Raw genomic sequence first — 16,914 nt, 5'->3', positions numbered from 1 at the left:
CAGAATGTGATTTGTGAACCTTGGACTCGTGGTGTCAACTCTCGGCCGTGTCGAGAGCCTGCGGCGTCTCCTCGAGTCACTTTCAGACCAGCTGAGCGCGGATGATCACCTCGTCATCGTCGCCCAGCGAAACCTTGCCGAGGTCGAGGCCCTGGCCGCCTCCCACCGGTCGGCCGGCCTGCCCATCACGGTCGTCACGTCCCCGCCCGGGGCCTCCCGCGGCCGCAACGCCGGCGTCGCGGCCCTGCCCGTCGGCCCGGACCTGCTGCTCAATTTCCCGAACGACACGACCTGGTTTCCCCCTCATACCCTGGACCGGCTCCGCAGCCTCCCCGACGGCTTCCGGGCGGGAGCGCTCACCGTCGTCGACGAGAACGGCCCGAAGTTCGTGCTGCCCGCGCCCGGCACCGCCCTGGACCGGCACACCGCGTGGACCGTCATCGAAATGGGCCTCCTCATCCGGCGCAGCCTGTTCGACGAGCTCGGCGGCTTCGACCCGGAGATCGGCACCGGCGCCCCCACGCCGTGGCAGGCCGGCGAGGCCACCGACCTGCTGCTCAAACTCCTGCGGGCCGAGCCGCACTCGCCATTCGCCTGGCAGCCGGAGTCCGTCTTCGTGTGGGGCATCGCCGATCCGAGCGGCCTCACCGTCGCCGAGCGTCGCCGCAAGCTGCGCAGTTATGGCCGCGGGCTCGGCCGACTGGTGACCCGGTGGCGCTATCCGCTCTGGTGGCGGTTCGCGTTCCTCGGCGGCGGCCTGTTCTTCGGGCTGCGCCACCGCGGCACGAACGCCCTGGCCGACGGCTGGTGGGTTTTTCTCGGTCGGCTCGAGGGGATGCTCGGGCGCACCCTGAACGACCAGCTGTCGTTCACCGCGGTGACCCGGTGACCGCCGACCTGCCCTCCCCGCTGCGGCTCCGCCGGGCGACGCTGAGCCTGATCACCCTGCTCGGCGGGGTCTCCCTGGCCGTCATCCCCGCGGCCACGGTCGCCATCTCGTCCCGGCTGTTCAGCCGCCCGGAGCAGGGCGTCATCGCCGTGGCCGTGATGGTCGCCACCTTCGCCGGCCAACTCACCTTCGCGGTCGTGCTCGAGTCGCGGTTGAGTTCGGCCGCCACGGAACGCCGGGTGGTCTTCCCGCTCTGGCTGGCGGGGCTCGCCATCGTCGCCGCCCTGGTCATCGCCCTCAACCCGACCAACCCCGTCGTGCTGTGCGTGGGACTTCCGCTGTTGATCGCCGCCCTCGAGGTGGGGCGGGGCGTGTCGGTGGCCGAACGTCTCGACGTTCGGGAGATCTGGGCATCCGTCATGGTCGGTCTCGGCGCGCTCGGCGGCGTCGTGGCCGCGTTCACCGGCCAGAACTGGGCGCTCGTCCCGCTCGTCGCGGGCATCGCCGCGGCGACGCTCCTCCGCTGCCTGCCGGTGGCGCACAAGGCGAGTCGGCCGGAGCCGGCCGTGATGGGCTGGGTGGTCGCCGACACCGCGATCACCGGAGTGATCTACCCGCTCCTGAACACCATGATCCTGGCCCTGCTCGGCCCGGGAGACGCGGTGCTGTTCACCGCGATCGCCACGGTCTCCGGGCTGCTCGCGATCCCCCTGAACTTCATGCGCCTGCGCCTGTTGAAGGCGCATTCCCAATTGGACATCGTCGTCTCGGCCGGCGCCGTGCTCGCCGCCGTCGTCGTGCTCGTGGTGCTCGAACGCACTGGAGTGCTCGGCTTCATCTTCGGTGGCGTCTGGACGAGTTCGGCGGCCATCCTGCCGCTCGTGCTCGCCTGCTGCTGGAGGGCCGCGTCGCTCCCGACGACGATACCATTCGCCGCGCTGCGCCGGATGGGCGAGGTGCGCCTGCTCACCGGGTTGCGCGCGGTCGTGTCGGCGATGGCGTTCGCCCTCGCCGCGGTCGGCCTCTGGCTGCACAGCCTGCCGGCCGTGTTCCTCGGCCTGCTCCTCGCCGAGCTGGCCTCGGCCGTGGTCTACGAACTCGCCCGGCGCCGGCGCGTGCGGGCCGCCGAGCAGCTCGCCGTGGCCGGTCGATGAGTCGGGTTCTGGTCGACCTGCTGTTCTTCACCGGCCGCAAAGGTGGCATGGAGTCCTACGTGCGCGAGGTCTACAGCCGGATCGAACCGGGCGCCGACGGCCTCGAGTTCATCGGCCTCGCGTCGCGTGAGCTGGCCGCCGAACTGGCAACCGAGCTGGCCCCCGGCGACACCGGCTGGTTCCCCGGCGAAATCGTCGACTCGGGCATCAGCGGGGAGAACCGCATCGCGTGGGCCCGCGGCGAGTTGTTCGGCGTCGCCCGGTTCGCCCGCCGGCTGGGCGCCGATCTCGTCCACTGCCCGGCGAACCTCGGTCCGGCCTGGTCGCCGGTTCCAGTCGTGCTCACCGTGCACGACCTGCTGCCGTTCCGGCATCCGGAGTATGTGCCCGGCGCGTACTCCCGGGTGCTGCGCACGATGATCCGGCTCGCCGCCCGCGGCGCCCGGCGCATCCTCACCGTCAGTGCCGCGTCGCGGAGCGACATCGTGCGTTACCTGCGCATTCCGGCGTCACGCGTCGACGTGGTGCCCCTGGCCGGCCAGGACCAGGAAGCGAACCCGACACAGCTCCCCCGGCTGCCCCGCCAGCTGCTGGCCGTGGGCAACCGGATGCCGCACAAGAACTTCCCGCTGCTGCTGGAGGCCCTCTCCCTGATCCCCGAGGGCGCCCGGCCGCACCTCGTCGTCACCGGAAGCCACGGCGACGACCCGCTAACCCCGGTCGTGGCCAGGCTCGGCCTGGAACCGTGGGTGTCCCTGCGCGGCTGGCTGCACCCCGACGAGCTCGACCGGCTCTACGCCGAATCGAGCCTGATCGTGTTCCCGACCCTGTTCGAAGGCTTCGGACTGCCGGTGCTGGAGGCGATGTCCCGCGGCTGCCCCGTCGTCTGCGCCGACCTTCCCGTGCTGCACGAGGTCGCCGGGGACGCGGCCGTCTACGTGTCGCCGCACGACGCCGCAGCCCTGGCTGCAACGATCAGCGAGCTGCTCGACGATCCGGCCGAGCTGGCCCGCAGGTCGGGCCTGGGCCGCGACCGGGCCTCCACGTTCTCCTGGGCAACGACCGCCCAGGGCACCGTGGCATCGCTTCAGCGGGCCCTGGCCGAGCGGTAGCGCTTGAGGATCTGGTCGACCGAGGCGCTGAGCCCGCGGCTGACCCGCTCCTTCTCGAACCACGCCCTCGTGCTCGCGCGCAGGGGCTCGCCGGCCTGCACGGCCCGCACGATCGCCGCACCGAGGTCGGCGGGCCCGACCGTGGCGGCGACGTAGCCGTTGACGCCGTCGACGACCAGTTCCGCGGCGGCGTTGTCGGGGCCGGCCACCACCACGCTCGGCGTGGCGAACGCGGCAGCCTCCACGACGACCAGGCCGAAGCCCTCCCGGGCCGACGGGTTGACCAGCACCCGTGCGCCCTGCACGAGGCCCCGGAGGTCGTCGTCGCTGACCCGGCCGCGCAGCTCGACCGCGGAATCCAGGCCGAGTTCGCTCACCCGCGCGGCCACCCGGCTGGTTTCGGGACCGTCGCCCACGATGACGGCGCACAGGTCGGGAAGGGCCTTATGGGCTTCGCCCAGGGCCGGGATCAGGTCGATCAGTCGCTTGTCGGCGATGTGACGGCCGATGAAGACCAGGTAGGGGTCGCCCGGGCGGTCCGTGCCGGCGCCGGGTTCGTCACCGCTGAGATCGACGAGATCGACGAGATCGACGAGCCCGAGCGTCACCGGTTTCGCGCCCCGTCGATACCGCCGCAGCCGCGCACCGGTGAAGTCGCTGTTGACGGTGTGCAGGTGGGCGAGACGGATGCCCAGCCACTGCAGCAGAAACGCGATCGCCCCGGGCAGCGCGCCGGCGTACTCCCGCCACTTCTGCCACGGCCAGACCTCGAGCCAGTCGGCCACCACGAAGGCACCGCTGCCGAGCAGGGCGAGCCGCACCGCGAACAGGTTGAGCACCGGCAGGGTGCTCACCACCACGAGGTCGTAGCGGCCGCGCCGGCGGAGAAAATGGCGAAACAGCGCCCAGGCGAAGGCGACCGCGCTTCGGGGGGTGCGGGTGCCGTCGGCATCGTAGATCTCGCCCTGCCAGACCGGCACGATCCCGAACGACGCGGGAGGGGCATCCGTCGCCCACTGCCGGCGGGTCACATAGTCGACGGTGCTGCCCCGCTGCACGAAGAGCTCCGCGAGGCGGCGGTAGACCCGCTCTCCGCCGCCGGCGTTCAGGGGAAACAGGCAGTCGTACGCGATCGCGACCCGAGGTTCAGGCATGTTCCCGCACGACTGCGGGAGCGGATGCCACAACCGCCCCGTCGTCTTCCGACCGTGCCGCCCGGGTGGCGAGCAATCCCACCCACACGGCCAGCGCAACAGACGTCAGCGCGTAGAGCGCGACGAGGGTCATCCAGCCCAGCGGAGGCTCCCACGTCGGATTCTTCCACATCGTACTCACGGGCACATCGGTACCCACGACATAGCGCAACAAGACCAAAAAGAATGCAGCAATGCCGTACAACACTATGAGACCTGCAGCGATCCAGGTCACCCGGGTCGAGATGAACGACAGACGTTCGCCTTCAGCGCTGGAGAGAATCATGACAGCGATCACGAGCACGCCGAGGTAGAGGAACAGACCGTAACGCCCCTGCCAGATAATGCCGGTCTGAGCGACGCTGTATCCCTGCAAGAACGCAGGCACGAGGATCGCGGCCGAGGTGACTGTGAGCAGCGTCATCAGGTTTCTCTTACCTGCCACCGCGAAGGCCAGGACGACGACAAGACTTATCGCGGCGATGAGGAGCCAGTAGACGTAGGCGGGTAACGGCGCGTCGAACCAGCCGAAGTAGCCGATGGCCTGCTGAACGAAATCCGGGGTGTTTCGAAGCACGTAGGCGAAGCCCTGTAAAAACGACGCGCCCACGAGGGGTGCATCGGATTTCTCGGCCTGGCTGGAGAGGCTTCCGCCGCCCAAGGTCCAGAAAATTGAGAATAGGGATCCGGCCGCGACCACGGCGAGCCAGAGATAGCTGGATGCCGTCGTGAAGAGCCGCTTGACGGGGAGCCAACCGCAAGCGACGAAGCAGATCCCGACAACGATGACCAACCACAGAGGCCCCAGAGCCCTGGCCGTGGCCAACGCGATGGCGGAAACGGTCACGAGGAACCAGAGATATCGACGGGGCAGGGTGGACACCGTTCCTGGATCCCGCCCGTCAAACTGTTGCAACAGGCGGAGCAAGGCCACCCAAAGTGTGAGTGACGCCGCAATCTCCATGCCGTTGGGATTGACCGCCCCAAAAAGGTAGACCCCCATGGGTGCCGCGGCGAAAGCCAACCCCAGCGGCAGCCACCGCGTGCGACGCACCGACATCGCCGCCTGGAACGCCCAGGCCACGAACCATGAACATAGGATGCCGCTGACGATACGCATCGCGTAGATTCCGGCCGAGCCCTCGAAGATCAGGCTGGGCCAGCCAACCGCGTAGTAGTAGAGCGGGTTGTACGCACCCACCCAGGTGTTGAACCAGGGCGTGCCGGTTGCGTCACCTAGTTCTACCCCACAGTTGGCGGGCTTATCAGGATGGAACGCGAAGCAAAGCACCTGGGGGCTGTAGGAGTATCCCGCGGGAAGATCCACAACCGTGTGCTTCACCCCTGGGACGTGGTATCCGATGACTTGTCCGCGCACCTGCGCAATGGCCTTCGTGGCATGCGCGTTCTCGTCCGGGACGGAGAATACGGGGCTGGCAAGCGCCCACAGGGTCGAGAGCATTGCCAACAACGCGAAAGCGCTCAAGAAGACTACTCGGGAACGCCTCCTTTGAAATCGTACGACCTCCACCATGTGGAGACCATTCGAATTCGACACGTATGTCTCACTCCCGATATTCACAGCGTCTTCTGCGGTTTCACTTCGCCAGACTAGCGGTCCAGCCGGGACCTCAGTTCTCGGACCGTTATTCAGTCGTTGCGTGGTGGCTACGCCACGAGCCGATCGCTCCGGCGATTCCGGGCAACCCAGAGAGAGTCTTCAAGTCCGTATCGAAGGCACTTCCGTATTCTGCAGCGGTGGCGGCGATCGTCTCCTCCGGAAAGTGCGCCCGCTGCATGCCAATCGTGTTCGCCCCGACTACGCGGGCCGGATTCCCGTAGGCCTTCGCGAAGGGTGGAATGTTTCGAGTCACGACAGAGCCCATCCCAATCATCGCCCCGTCCGCGACATAGCAACGCTGGTGAACACTCGATCCCAATCCGAGATTCGCGCCTTCGCCGATGCGCACGTGACCAGCGAGAAGCACACTCGATGCCAGCGTTGCGCGGTCCTCAATCGTGCAGTCATGGGCGACATAGCTCTGATTCATCAGAAAGACGTCGTTTCCAAGGCTTGTCTTTTCATGCCATCCCTGGTGAATCTGAACGTACTCACGAATGACGTTTCTGTCGCCGATCACTATGCCTTTGCCGGTGTCCAGTGAGGCCGAGTCCATCGGATGCTGCCAACTCCTGACCTCAGGCGGAGCCCCGATGACGGCTCCAGTTCCGATCCAGTTGCCGTCACCAATTGTCACGGGCCCGATAATCACGACGAGCGGCCCGATCATGTTGCCCGAACCAAGCGCAACCTCGCCAATCAACTGCGCGGTTGAATGTATTGAATTCATGGTGCCAATCTTCTCGCGGACCGTGCGGTTCGAAGGCGTAGTTCGACGGTCCGGTAATGTGGAAAGAACGCGACGTCAAGGTCGATTCACAAAATCTAACTTACGAGGCATCATGATTCCGATTACCACTGTCCAGTTCGGCCCAGAAGAAGAACAACTCGTTCTTGAAGTTCTGCGCTCCGGTGCCGTTGCTCAGGGCCCGAAGGTTGCGCAACTCGAGAGCCGGTTTGCCAAACTGTTCGGGATTCCTCACGCCGTCGCTGTTAACAATGGCACCACTGCCCTGGTAGCCGCTTTGCAGGTACTCGACCTGAAACCCGGCGACGAAGTCATTACAACACCTTTTACGTTCGTCGCTACCCTTAACGCAATCCTTGAGGCAGGGGCGACCGCCACCTTCGCCGATATTCGAGCTGATGATTTCAACATTGACCCGGCGTCGCTTGCCGAACGCATCACCGACAGGACCAAGGTGCTCCTCCCCGTGCATCTCTACGGCCAAATGGCCGACATGGACCCGATCCAGGAGCTCGCCGAAGCACGTGGACTGCGCATCCTTGAGGACGCGGCGCAGTCGCACGGAGCCAGCTATAAAGGTCGGCATGCAGGAAGCTACGGCCTCGGCACGTTCTCCCTCTACGCGACCAAGAACATCACCACGGGCGAGGGCGGCCTCATCACGACCGACGACGATGTTCTCGCCGACAAGCTGCGAGTGCTTCGAAACCAAGGCATGCGGTCGCGTTACGTCTACGAAATGGCCGGCCACAATTACCGCCTCACGGATCTTCAGGCCGCACTAGGGATTCCCCAGCTCGAGCGTTACGAAAAAACGGTCAGTGCTCGCCGGCACAATGCGGACAGACTGATCGAAGGCCTTGCCGACGTGCCTGGAGTTGTTGTCCCACGCCAGCTGGAGGGCCGGGGTCATGTCTGGCACCAATTCACGATCCGGGTGACACCGGAAGCCCGAGTGAGTCGTGACGTGTTCGTCGAGAAGCTGGCCGAACTCGGCATTGGAAGCGGCATCTACTATCCGAAACTTGTCTTCGACTACGACGCGTATCGCAGACATCCTCGTGTGGTCATTTCAGACGTGCCCGTGGCCCAGCAAATCGTCACCGAAGTCGTCTCGCTGCCTGTCAACACAACGTTGAGCGATGCAGACCTCAGCGAGATCATCGCAGCCGTTCGCACCATTGCGGGTGCATAGGACATGGTGCCTCGCAAAAGGATCGCTCTCGTCGGAGCCGGCAATATGGGCAGCCACCATGCCCGAGTTATCTCGCAGTCGGACCGAGCCGAACTCGCCATTCTTGTCGACCCTCGGGAGACCATCGGGCGGAAGGTCGCCGAACGGTACGGCGCACAGTGGGTGCCCGAACTCCCAGCCCTGACAGATTTGGATGCAGTAGTCGTGGCCGCCGCGACCGAGGCCCACTATGATCTTGCGATGCAGGTGTTGTCACAAGACCGGCCGCTCCTCATCGAGAAGCCCGTAGCCGACAACCTTTTGCGAACCAAGGAGATTCTCGACAGGGCGGGGGAACGAGACCTTCCGTTGATGTGCGGGCTGCTTGAGCGATACAACCCGGCCGTCCTAACGGCGCGGTCCCTTCTGGAAAACCCATTGCACGTCATCGCCACCCGGCACTCACCGTATGCGCCACGAATTCGCACCGGCGTGGCCTGGGACCTGCTCGTGCATGATGTCGACCTGGCCATCAATGTGATCGGGAAAGTACCAACCACTGTCGATGCGACGCTTGGGTTCTTTCACCCCGACTCCGTACCCCTCGCTGAGGACGTCGCAGAGACTGTGTTGGGATTTCCGAACGGTGCAATCGCCCGCATTTCGGCCAGCCGGGTGGGCCAGCGCAAGGTCCGACACCTGTCGGTGTACGAGCTCGACCGGCTTATCGAGATCGATCTCCTCCGCCGCGACGTGACCATCTACCGGCACGTCTCCGAGAACTCCGTCGACGATGGCCGCGGTTACCGTCAGCAGACAGTCATCGAAATCCCGGAATTGGTTACCTCCCAGGAACCACTCACGACCCAGTTCACTCGCTTCCTTGATGTCATCGATGGCACCGTGGATGCCGCTGCCGAGCGCGATACGATCCTTCCCTCGCACGAGGTCATCGACAAGGTCATCTCGAAGAAACTCTCCCTCTGACGTGCACGCCTCCGGTAACACTTTGGACGATGGCGCGACGGAGCGATCCCCCTTCGGCCGATTGATCCGCCACTCTGCATCGCGCTATCTTTTTGCCGGAGGTTTGGCATTCCTCGTCGATGTCGGCATCCTCGCGCTCCTGAGGAATATCCTTGAGTGGCCGCTTTGGCTCGCGACTGGTGTGGCCTTTGTCGTCAGCTTCTTCTTCACCTACACGATTCAGCGGCTCTTCTCCTTTGAGTCGACTGCGGCGCACGGCGGGGCGCTCTTCAGGTATGCAGTGCTCGTAGGCTTCAACACCGTCGCGGTCGTAATCATCGTCACGGCGATCAATCCCACACCAATCGGATGGCTCGGCGGCAAGGTCATTGCCACCGTCATGTCAACCGTGTGGAACTACTTCGCCTATCGTTATTGGGTGTTTGCCGACAGCCACTCCACCACAAAGGACTAAACGTGTATCAGGGAGCGTGTATCGCGGCCGTAGTGCCCGCGTACAAAGAAGAAAAGATGATCGCGTTGGTCATCGACACAATGCCGGACTTCGTTGATCACATCGTGATCGTCGACGATTGCAGCCCCGATGACACTAGTGGTGTGGTGGAGCGATTGCACAATGACCGGGTGACGCTCATCCGCCATGAGATAAACCAAGGCGTCGGCGGTGCCATCATCACCGGTCACAAAGCCGCGATGGAACTCGGCTCGGACGTGAACGTGATCATGGCGGGTGACGCTCAGATGAGCCCCGATCACCTCCCGGCTCTTCTCGACCGGGTAACCCGGGACGGCTATGGCTTTGCCAAAGCAAACCGCTTCTTCGCACCGGAGTCATTCGAGGGAATGCCGAATTACCGAGTCTTCGGGAATATCGTGCTCTCGTTCATGACGAAACTCGCCTCTGGCTACTGGAACCTCTTTGACCCGCAGAACGGCTATACAGCGATTCGCACAGAAGTGCTGAGACGACTCCCCCTCGAGCGGATTTCGCGTCGTTACAGCTTCGAGAACGATCTCCTCATCCACCTCAACATTCTCCAGGTCGGTGCGGTCGATGTTCCCATCCCCGCGGTCTATGCGGATGAGGTCTCGAGCATTCGCCTCAGCAAGGTCGTGCCGGAACTTCTCAACCTCTTGGGACGAGGATTCTGGCGACGGATCTGGTACCGATACGTGCTCTGGTCCTTTTCGCCCATTGCCCTGCTATTGGTGCTCGGAATGGTTCTGTTCGGTGTTGGAATTCTCGTTTCCATCTGGATTGCATTTCAGGTCGCGGGCTCCGTCGTGGCAACGGCAGCCACGGTCATGTTGGCCGCGCTCCCACTCATGATTGGGACGCAACTCCTGGTGAGTGCCCTGCAACTCGATATCCAAGCCAGCCCATCTCAGCCCACGCTTGCCCCATTCAAGGAATGACCTGATTGCAGGGTCCCGAGAGCGAAAAAACGCCACTCACGTAAGACCCAAGACAGTGGCTATGACTGTCGCCTCCACGCCATCGGCCGCACCCCGTCTGAAGTGGGCGGGCCAGTCGTAAAAGATCATTGAACCGCCGGCGATTCCCGGCACATCGGCATCCCATCCAGCCGCGTAGCCGGCACTGCTAAGGAGCTCGTCGGAGGGAATGTAAGCGGGTACTTCATTGCAATATGCGGCGACCCACACATTGCCAGGAAGCACGGCTCGTAGGTGAAAATCGAAACCGGAAACAACCTCACCACCAAGGGTGATCAGCGTCAGGCCCGCTCCCCCGAATATCCAACTCTGGACGGGCAAGGACACGAACAACGGCATGGTGTTGGCCTCCAAGCGCTGGATGGACGCCGCCGCATGCAGCCGTGTGGCACGGTCGATTGATTCCAATCTCTCTATGTACAAGGAACGAACGGCGGCGATATTCGCTGGCGTCGGAGTCACCTCAAGGGGCAATTTAGCGCTCGGTTCGATGCGCGTCGCAATTGGGCTCAACAAGACATCGCCTGGCCCGTCGTCGACCGCGGCTGCGACGGCATCAGCAAGTTCTGTCCCGAATTCAGTCGCAGGGTGTGGGCCGGCCGGCCCGATCGGGTTTTGGTCACCTGCCGTGCCGAGAATGAAACACGCTACCGACTGAGAATAGGCGGCCTCGACTTGGAGCGCCGCCACCCCGGGATAGTCGGCGTCGAACGCTGCAAGACTCCCGTTGGCCACCGGATGGCACCCGTAGCCGAAGACAACCGCCAACACTGTCGAGCCAACTACGGCACGAGCCGTGAGCACGGGTACAACCGTTTCTATATATGGCAGTGCTTCGCGGTTGGCTGAGAAGTGGGCTTCCGTCTCGACGAAGTCGAGGGTGCACGTCGTTTGTGGCGCGGCTAATGCCGCACGGATGACGGCGACGAGATTCTCGATCAGAATGGCGGACTGGCTGCGCACGCTCTCAAGGTCCTCTTGGGACGCGCAATAAGATACTACCGGATCAAGTCGGTCGTCCAACGCCGGAGCGTTGTGGGTGTGGGAGCAGGCAATAATAAGGTCGGAAGGCAGTAGCACCGTCGAAGCCAACTTCCGCCGGACTTCTTGATTCGCGTAGTGGGTGATCGCCAGCGTGTCGACGGACACGATAACTTTCGGCGTTCCGTTATCCCAGATCGCAATAGCCCGTATGTACAGATGACTCTCGACAGCAGCACCGCGCCGGGGACTACCAGCCGCTGCAGTAGAGTACCCACCCAAGACAATTCCGTCAACAGACGGTGTGATATTCAGCTTGGCAGTGGAAACGGCAAACATCACAGTGGCCTCTCGGCAGCAGGGGAGCATAGCGCTCGGTGGCCACGATCATAGTACTTGGGCTCACACAGCAGTAGTGGAATATAGCGAAGCACCCAGCCGCCTTCGACGACTCCGATCAGGATTCCCTCTACTTAGAACCACTTGCGATTGTGATACCCAGAGGCACCATCTGCGAAGATGGCCGTCATTCCGTTCCAACCTGAACCCACTTCGACCCGGTCGCCGGAGAAGCCGATATTGGGAGAGCCTGAGTACATCCAGAGCGCCCCTTCGCCATCCCGGGCCAAGACGTCTGAATTGCCGTCGCCATCGAAGTCGCCGGAACTCAAAATCGCGGTCATCGAGTTCCAGCCCGAACCCACCTCAATTCGCTTTCCCCATCCACCGAAGCCACTTCCCGGGTATAGCCACATCAGACCGATGGCGTCCCGCGCAAGAACGTCTGGTCGGCCGTCTCCAGTGAAATCACCGGGGCTCAGGATCGCGGTCATTGAGTTCCAGCCGGAACCTACCAGTTCAGTTGCCAGCCAACCACCAGAGCCGTCCCCGGGATACAACCAGAACAGTCCGGTCCCATCTCTGGCAAGAACATCGGAATGCCCGTCGCCGTCGAAATCACCCGGGCTCAGGATTTCTGTCATCACGTTCCAACCTGACCCCACTGAGATGCGAGGTAGCCAGCCACCCAGCCCATCACCCGGATACATCCAAAGGAGTCCAGTAACGTCTCTGGCCAGCACATCGGAATGCCCGACGTCGAAGTGACCGTCTTCATCGAAATTTCCGGGATTGAGGACTGCCGTCATGCTGTTCCAGCCGCTGCCAACAGGGCTCCAATCCGCCCAGCCACCGGAACCATCGGCTGGGTAGGACCACAGAATTCCGTCGAGGTCTCTCGCGAATACGTTGTGTGTGGCGGGGAGGACAACGATGGAGTACGTGATACTCGACGCGGGAGCCACACCGTTGCTCACCACTATCGTAAACGAGACAAACTTATCTACTCTGTCCGAGGCTGTGCCGGAAACGACACCGGTTGCGGCATCGATGCTGAGCCAGCTCGAACCACTGAGAGCAAACGAAGGCATTGGAGACCCGGTGGCGGTGATTGTGAATGAGTACGGCTCACCGATAGTTGCACCTGGGGGTGACTCCGAAGTGATGATGGGTGCGGCCTCAGAAATAGCGGTTGCCCGGCCTAAAGCTGAGGCTGACGCTGAGGCCCGAGACTGATCGTCAAGGGCGGCCACGGCCGAAATGCCGATCCCCATGCACACAGCTATGGCGAAAGCCAGGGAACGTGAAATGAAATGTTCCGTCAGCGGTGTCGGCCCGCTATGTCCCTTGAAAATCTTCAATACGAAAGAGTCGCGGTTTCGCACTAGTACCTCAAATCAATCAGGAGGACAGAAAAATTCCGGTGAAACAACGCTAAGTCAATGATTCACTTTTTGGGTTCGAACTTGTCACACTCACCGGCGCAGATGGCGGTCGGCTCGCAGCCGCCCCACGGGACGAAATCCCCCATAGCACCACAATGACCACCATCGCGCATAACGATACGGTAAGCCAGACAAGCCCTCCCCCAGGAGGAGACCACAATGGTGTCTGTCGGAGGGCGTCGAGCCAGCTGCTGTCCGCGCCGACTCCATATCGCTTGAGCGCTGTGGCAAGAGCGAACACTTGCCCGATTGAAACCAATCCCCCGATAATGATTACAATCCTCCCGCGGACGGCCAATCCCTGTTGCCGAGGCGTTTCTCCGTCCGATGCAACGGCGATGCTCGCTATGAGCACCAACACCACGTAGCCGACAAGGGCGTATCGCCCCTGCCAGATGTATCCCGATGCTTTGACAGAGGCTGCCTGGACGATGGGAGGAATAAGCATGAACCCGGCCAGAGCTACCGTAATGCTGCCCAATCGGCGCCCGCGAGCCACTGCCAGCGCCAGCACAACGGAACCAATTCCCAGGGCAGACCAAAGCGCAAAGGCGAAGGACGGTGCGGGCGTATCAAGCCAGCCGAAAACGCCAACCGTGCCTTGATCGAACGATCGTGCAACAAGCATCTCGACAAAGGCTTCGACCGGCCCAACGCTTCCCGCGCCGGGAAACACACCCATGCTCTGAAGTGTGCCCGTGCGCAGAATCCACGCTCCAGCGGCGGCGACGCCCGCGCCAAGAAGTACGAGAGTTACCCACACATCCCAACGCGTTAATAGCGCCTTCAGCCGTGCCGTGCTGGCGAAAACCAGAACAGAAGCAGCGATCACAGCCATCCATAGCGGAGAGAGACCCCTGGCTTGCGCCATCAGGATTCCACTCGTTGCCACCACCACGAGCCAGAGCCTCTCATGCTGTGTCGAGCCTCGAACAAGCACGAGCAAGGAGGTGAGCAATGCGGCGCCGGTTGCGATCTCAAGTGAATTTGGATTGACAGCACCATTGAGAAAGAACACCATGGGAGTGAGCGCTGATAGGAAGCCCAGCCCGGTGATGAAGGGATTCCCAAGCCGCAAGAGAGCGCAAAACGAGGTTGCGAGGAACAGCGAGGCAATCAACGCGCTCGTCAAGCGCATGGTCATCACGGCGAGAGAGGTGTCGTTGGTCAGCACGGATGGGAGTCCAACGAGGGCGTAATAGGTCGGGTTATACAACCCGGCCGAGGTATTGGCCGCCGCGAGACGAGGAACATTTGAGATGGCAGGGGTGCAATTCGCTTCCACCGAATTGTCGAACGCATAGCAGGGCCAGGAGCCTGCCTGAGAAAGGCCCTTGGGGATCATGACCTGGGTCACGGCGGGCGCGTCTGTCAGTTCACCAATGAGCTGGCCGCGCGCCACTGCGGCTGCCTTGATTATGTGTGCCGGCTCGTCTGGGCTCGCTCCGAGCGGGGAGGTTATCGCCCATGCCGCCGAAAGTAGGAAGATCGCACCCCAGCTGACGAGCAATGTCAAGCCTTTACCGGATGACAAGGAAGAGACAACTCGATGCACTGAATCCCGTTTCGTTTCTTCTCGAACTACCATTGGTCGACCATTCGGTCGCACGATTGCGTATCCGCGATTTGGCTATGGGATGTATGACGCTCTAGATCGTAATACTCTTACACCCGAGTAGGCTCGGACCGCCCGGCCCCGTGTTGATTCCGTACGCGCACACTTGGTGGGTCCCAGGAGCTGCCGCAATTGGCGATGTGAATCCGTGGGCCTCACCGTACGCGGAATAGGCGGCCGCAACATCGGCCCGAGGGCGATCGGCGTTCAGTGCGACACCTGAAGAGTCAACATAGACATGAACTGAGACCGAAGACGTCGTGTCGGGATCCAAGGCCCATCCCGACACAACGATTCCGCCAGGCCCGGCAGAAACTGACTCCAGGTTCCCAATCGGCACTCGCCCCTGCTCTGTCACAGTGGGGGAACCCCCCGGGACAACTACGTCATTGCAGCCCAGCACGGTATGTCCACCTGGGCCCGTGTTTATTCCGTACACGCAAACGCGATGGGAACCAGGAGTGGCGGACACTTTTTCTGTGTATCCGTGGGCGGAGCCATAACCCGGGAATGCCGCAGCAATGTCAGCCCTCTCTTTGTTCGCGGCAAATGCAACCCCGACGGAGTCGACGTAGACGTGAACTGAAGTCGAGGATGCTGTGTCCGGATCAAGTGCCCAACCGGACACCGAAATCCCGTCCGCAGAGGGCGAAGTTGACTCTAGATTTCCGATTGGCGCCCTGCCCTGCTCCGTCATAACCGGTTGAGCTCCCGGCACAACGACGGTCTTGCAGCCGAGAACTGTTGTCGTGCCAATTCCCACATTAATCCCGTATGCGCACACTGAGTGCGACCCGGGAGCCGCCGCGAGCGTTTCATCGAAACCGTGTGCGGCGCCGTATTGGGGGAATACGCCGGCAATATCGGATCGCGCAGTACTTGCGACGACCGCCTTACCGATGTTGTCGACGTAGAGGTGCACGGTTGCCGGATCAGCTGAATCCGGATCAATCGCCCAGCCGGAGACACGGATCCCGCCGGTCACGACTGACGCGTTGTCCAGAGCCCCTATTGGTGGGCCGCTCATGGATGCGACTGAGTAGCAACCGAGGAGGACGTTAACACCTGGGCCCTTGTTCAGAGCGTAAACACAGACGTTGTTGGCGCCAACGGCGTTGGCGGGGACTGTCACGTCAAAGCCGTGCTTGGATCCCAGCGCCGGGTAGGTGGCGCCAACATCGCTGCGCTCCAGATTCGCGGTGAATGCCTGTCCTGCCGCGCCCACATAGACATGGACGTCGAGTGATGCCGAGGAGTCTGGATCCAGCGCCCAACCAGTTATGCGGAACTTCCCGGGAGAAGCCGAAACGAATTCAACGTTCCCTATCGGATTGACGGGCCCCGTGGTCGAACCGAACCAATTGGTGAAATAGACCCAAAAGTTTCGGTTCCCGTATGACGAGCAGGAATCGCCGGTGCCGTTCAGATTGCCCAGCGCCGCGGCGTTTGGCTGGTATGGCGTGTAGTTGTATAGGTTCGCGGTTGCTTGATTTTGAATGTTGACAGTCGTGGCCCCACACGCAGCGTTCGGATGGTACCCGACTGCGACATTGCCGATCCGATATTGCCGTGCAGGATGATTGGTGTACTGCCGGAACTGCCATGCTGCCCGATAAATCTGGTTGTACAGACCATAGAACGCCGAATCGCAGTCGCTCGTGTCTGGGCATCCGTAACCCATCGCTTTCCTGTAGGTTCCGTCGGTCGGGCTTGTGTCCGTGATTAGGCCAGTTTCCTTTTGCAGCAGCACCAGCAGGGTCTGGGGGTTAATCCCACATGCTTGAGCAGCCTTGTAGAGGATTCGGCTCGCCAGCTCATTTGCCCCACCGGTATATTCGGAGCAGTGGCCGGGCTCTACGGCCGCTCGCGTGTAGGTCGACACCCGATAGTCCTTCAGACAGGTATACCCGCCGGCACAGTTCGTGACCTTGCTGGTCAAGAAGTCCTGGATCTGGTTCTCCGTCATTGACCCTTTGTCGAAGAATCGCTGGTCAGAGATGATGTAACCGGGGTCGAACCCGGACCCGGACAGCGCCTGGGACGCCTGCGGCGCCGACACGGTCGATGCCGTTGCCAGCATCGTCCCAATAGCCAAAATTGCCCAGAATCGGACAGCACTTCTCTGCATTACGTGATCCCCACTTTTGCCCCGATCGGCGCAACACTATGAAGACTATGCTGTTTCACGTTACGTACGCCCA

14 protein-coding genes and 1 pseudogene are annotated in these 16,914 nt (G+C 62.4%); 7 read left to right on the top strand and 8 right to left on the bottom strand.

Annotated elements, in window-relative coordinates; all coding sequences use genetic code 11:
* Positions 1 to 13: 13 nt before the first annotated feature.
* The 3 genes from E3O32_RS13900 to E3O32_RS13890 are packed head-to-tail and all read left to right on the top strand — an operon-like array spanning position 14 to position 3,155.
* Positions 14 to 889 carry a glycosyltransferase family 2 protein gene (locus E3O32_RS13900; RefSeq protein ID WP_134510414.1) on the top strand — a complete coding sequence of 292 codons (876 nt, stop codon included), beginning with the start codon at positions 14 to 16 and terminating at the stop codon, positions 887 to 889.
* On the top strand, positions 886 to 2,043 hold the full coding sequence (locus E3O32_RS13895; RefSeq protein WP_134510413.1) for a hypothetical protein: 1,158 nt from the start codon (positions 886 to 888) through the stop codon (positions 2,041 to 2,043). The genes E3O32_RS13900 and E3O32_RS13895 overlap by 4 nt, the downstream gene beginning before the upstream one ends.
* Positions 2,040 to 3,155, top strand: coding sequence for a glycosyltransferase family 4 protein (locus E3O32_RS13890; protein WP_134510412.1), 1,116 nt, complete (start codon positions 2,040 to 2,042; stop codon positions 3,153 to 3,155). Before E3O32_RS13895 ends, E3O32_RS13890 begins: the two co-directional genes overlap by 4 nt.
* Here E3O32_RS13890 and E3O32_RS13885 read toward each other — a convergent pair.
* The 3 genes from E3O32_RS13885 to E3O32_RS13875 form a co-directional block, all read right to left on the bottom strand.
* Positions 3,131 to 4,309, bottom strand: coding sequence for a glycosyltransferase family 4 protein (locus E3O32_RS13885; protein WP_134510411.1), 1,179 nt, complete (start codon positions 4,307 to 4,309; stop codon positions 3,131 to 3,133). The two genes, E3O32_RS13890 and E3O32_RS13885, sit on opposite strands and share 25 nt — an antisense overlap.
* Entirely contained in the window at positions 4,302 to 5,834 is a 1,533-nt protein-coding gene (locus tag E3O32_RS13880; protein WP_166790866.1) for a DUF2142 domain-containing protein, read from the bottom strand. The genes E3O32_RS13885 and E3O32_RS13880 overlap by 8 nt, the downstream gene beginning before the upstream one ends.
* Before the next feature lie 160 nt (positions 5,835 to 5,994).
* On the bottom strand, positions 5,995 to 6,699 hold the full coding sequence (locus E3O32_RS13875; RefSeq protein WP_134510409.1) for an LbetaH domain-containing protein: 705 nt from the start codon (positions 6,697 to 6,699) through the stop codon (positions 5,995 to 5,997).
* Positions 6,700 to 6,811: 112 nt separating this feature from the next.
* On the opposite strand from E3O32_RS13875, the gene E3O32_RS13870 reads away from it, so the two are divergent.
* Genes E3O32_RS13870 through E3O32_RS13855 form a run of 4 tightly spaced genes read left to right on the top strand, consistent with a single transcriptional unit; the run spans position 6,812 to position 10,294 of the window.
* Positions 6,812 to 7,912, top strand: coding sequence for a DegT/DnrJ/EryC1/StrS family aminotransferase (locus E3O32_RS13870; RefSeq protein ID WP_134510408.1), 1,101 nt, complete (start codon positions 6,812 to 6,814; stop codon positions 7,910 to 7,912).
* A 3-nt stretch (positions 7,913 to 7,915) separates the two neighbouring features.
* The gene (locus E3O32_RS13865) at positions 7,916 to 8,878 is read left to right on the top strand and encodes a Gfo/Idh/MocA family protein (protein WP_134510407.1); all 963 of its coding nucleotides are present in this window, start codon (positions 7,916 to 7,918) and stop codon (positions 8,876 to 8,878) included.
* Between the two features lie 22 nt (positions 8,879 to 8,900).
* On the top strand, positions 8,901 to 9,332 hold the full coding sequence (locus E3O32_RS13860; RefSeq protein ID WP_166790865.1) for a GtrA family protein: 432 nt from the start codon (positions 8,901 to 8,903) through the stop codon (positions 9,330 to 9,332).
* Positions 9,333 to 9,334: 2 nt separating this feature from the next.
* Positions 9,335 to 10,294: a glycosyltransferase family 2 protein gene (locus E3O32_RS13855; protein WP_166790864.1), complete on the top strand. Its 960-nt coding sequence runs from the start codon at positions 9,335 to 9,337 to the stop codon at positions 10,292 to 10,294.
* 36 nt (positions 10,295 to 10,330) lie between these two features.
* Here E3O32_RS13855 and E3O32_RS13850 read toward each other — a convergent pair whose 3' ends face one another.
* From E3O32_RS13850 to E3O32_RS13835, 5 genes and pseudogenes are all read right to left on the bottom strand, one after another.
* Positions 10,331 to 11,482 carry a hypothetical protein gene (locus E3O32_RS13850; protein WP_134510404.1) on the bottom strand — a complete coding sequence of 384 codons (1,152 nt, stop codon included), beginning with the start codon at positions 11,480 to 11,482 and terminating at the stop codon, positions 10,331 to 10,333.
* A 305-nt stretch (positions 11,483 to 11,787) separates the two neighbouring features.
* Entirely contained in the window at positions 11,788 to 12,462 is a 675-nt protein-coding gene (locus E3O32_RS17320; protein WP_166790863.1) for an FG-GAP repeat domain-containing protein, read from the bottom strand.
* Positions 12,463 to 12,639: 177 nt separating this feature from the next.
* Positions 12,640 to 12,927 (bottom strand): annotated as a pseudogene (locus tag E3O32_RS17910) (putative Ig domain-containing protein); the annotation flags it as partial.
* Between the two features lie 160 nt (positions 12,928 to 13,087).
* Complete coding sequence (locus E3O32_RS13840) at positions 13,088 to 14,614, bottom strand: DUF2142 domain-containing protein (protein WP_166790861.1); 1,527 nt, start codon at positions 14,612 to 14,614, stop codon at positions 13,088 to 13,090.
* Between the two features lie 133 nt (positions 14,615 to 14,747).
* On the bottom strand, positions 14,748 to 16,841 hold the full coding sequence (locus E3O32_RS13835; RefSeq protein WP_134510401.1) for a hypothetical protein: 2,094 nt from the start codon (positions 16,839 to 16,841) through the stop codon (positions 14,748 to 14,750).
* Positions 16,842 to 16,914 lie beyond the last annotated feature (73 nt).

This window comes from Cryobacterium mannosilyticum, from assembly GCF_004402705.1.
GTDB classification, from domain to species: domain Bacteria; phylum Actinomycetota; class Actinomycetes; order Actinomycetales; family Microbacteriaceae; genus Cryobacterium; species Cryobacterium mannosilyticum.
Note: the sequence above shows the minus strand (reverse complement) of the source record. Positions and strands in the feature narration are given on the sequence as shown.

Excerpts from the sequence above, each read along its gene's own strand:
- E3O32_RS13890 (WP_134510412.1), top strand. The coding sequence starts at position 2,040 with ATGAGTCGGGTTCTGGTCGACCTGCTGTTCTTCACCGGCCGCAAAGGT.
- E3O32_RS13885 (WP_134510411.1), bottom strand. The coding sequence starts at position 4,309 with ATGCCTGAACCTCGGGTCGCGATCGCGTACGACTGCCTGTTTCCCCTG.
- E3O32_RS13875 (WP_134510409.1), bottom strand. The coding sequence starts at position 6,699 with ATGAATTCAATACATTCAACCGCGCAGTTGATTGGCGAGGTTGCGCTT.
- E3O32_RS13870 (WP_134510408.1), top strand. The coding sequence starts at position 6,812 with ATGATTCCGATTACCACTGTCCAGTTCGGCCCAGAAGAAGAACAACTC.
- E3O32_RS13865 (WP_134510407.1), top strand. The coding sequence starts at position 7,916 with ATGGTGCCTCGCAAAAGGATCGCTCTCGTCGGAGCCGGCAATATGGGC.
- E3O32_RS17320 (WP_166790863.1), bottom strand. The coding sequence starts at position 12,462 with ATGACGGCAGTCCTCAATCCCGGAAATTTCGATGAAGACGGTCACTTC.
- E3O32_RS13835 (WP_134510401.1), bottom strand. The coding sequence starts at position 16,841 with ATGCAGAGAAGTGCTGTCCGATTCTGGGCAATTTTGGCTATTGGGACG.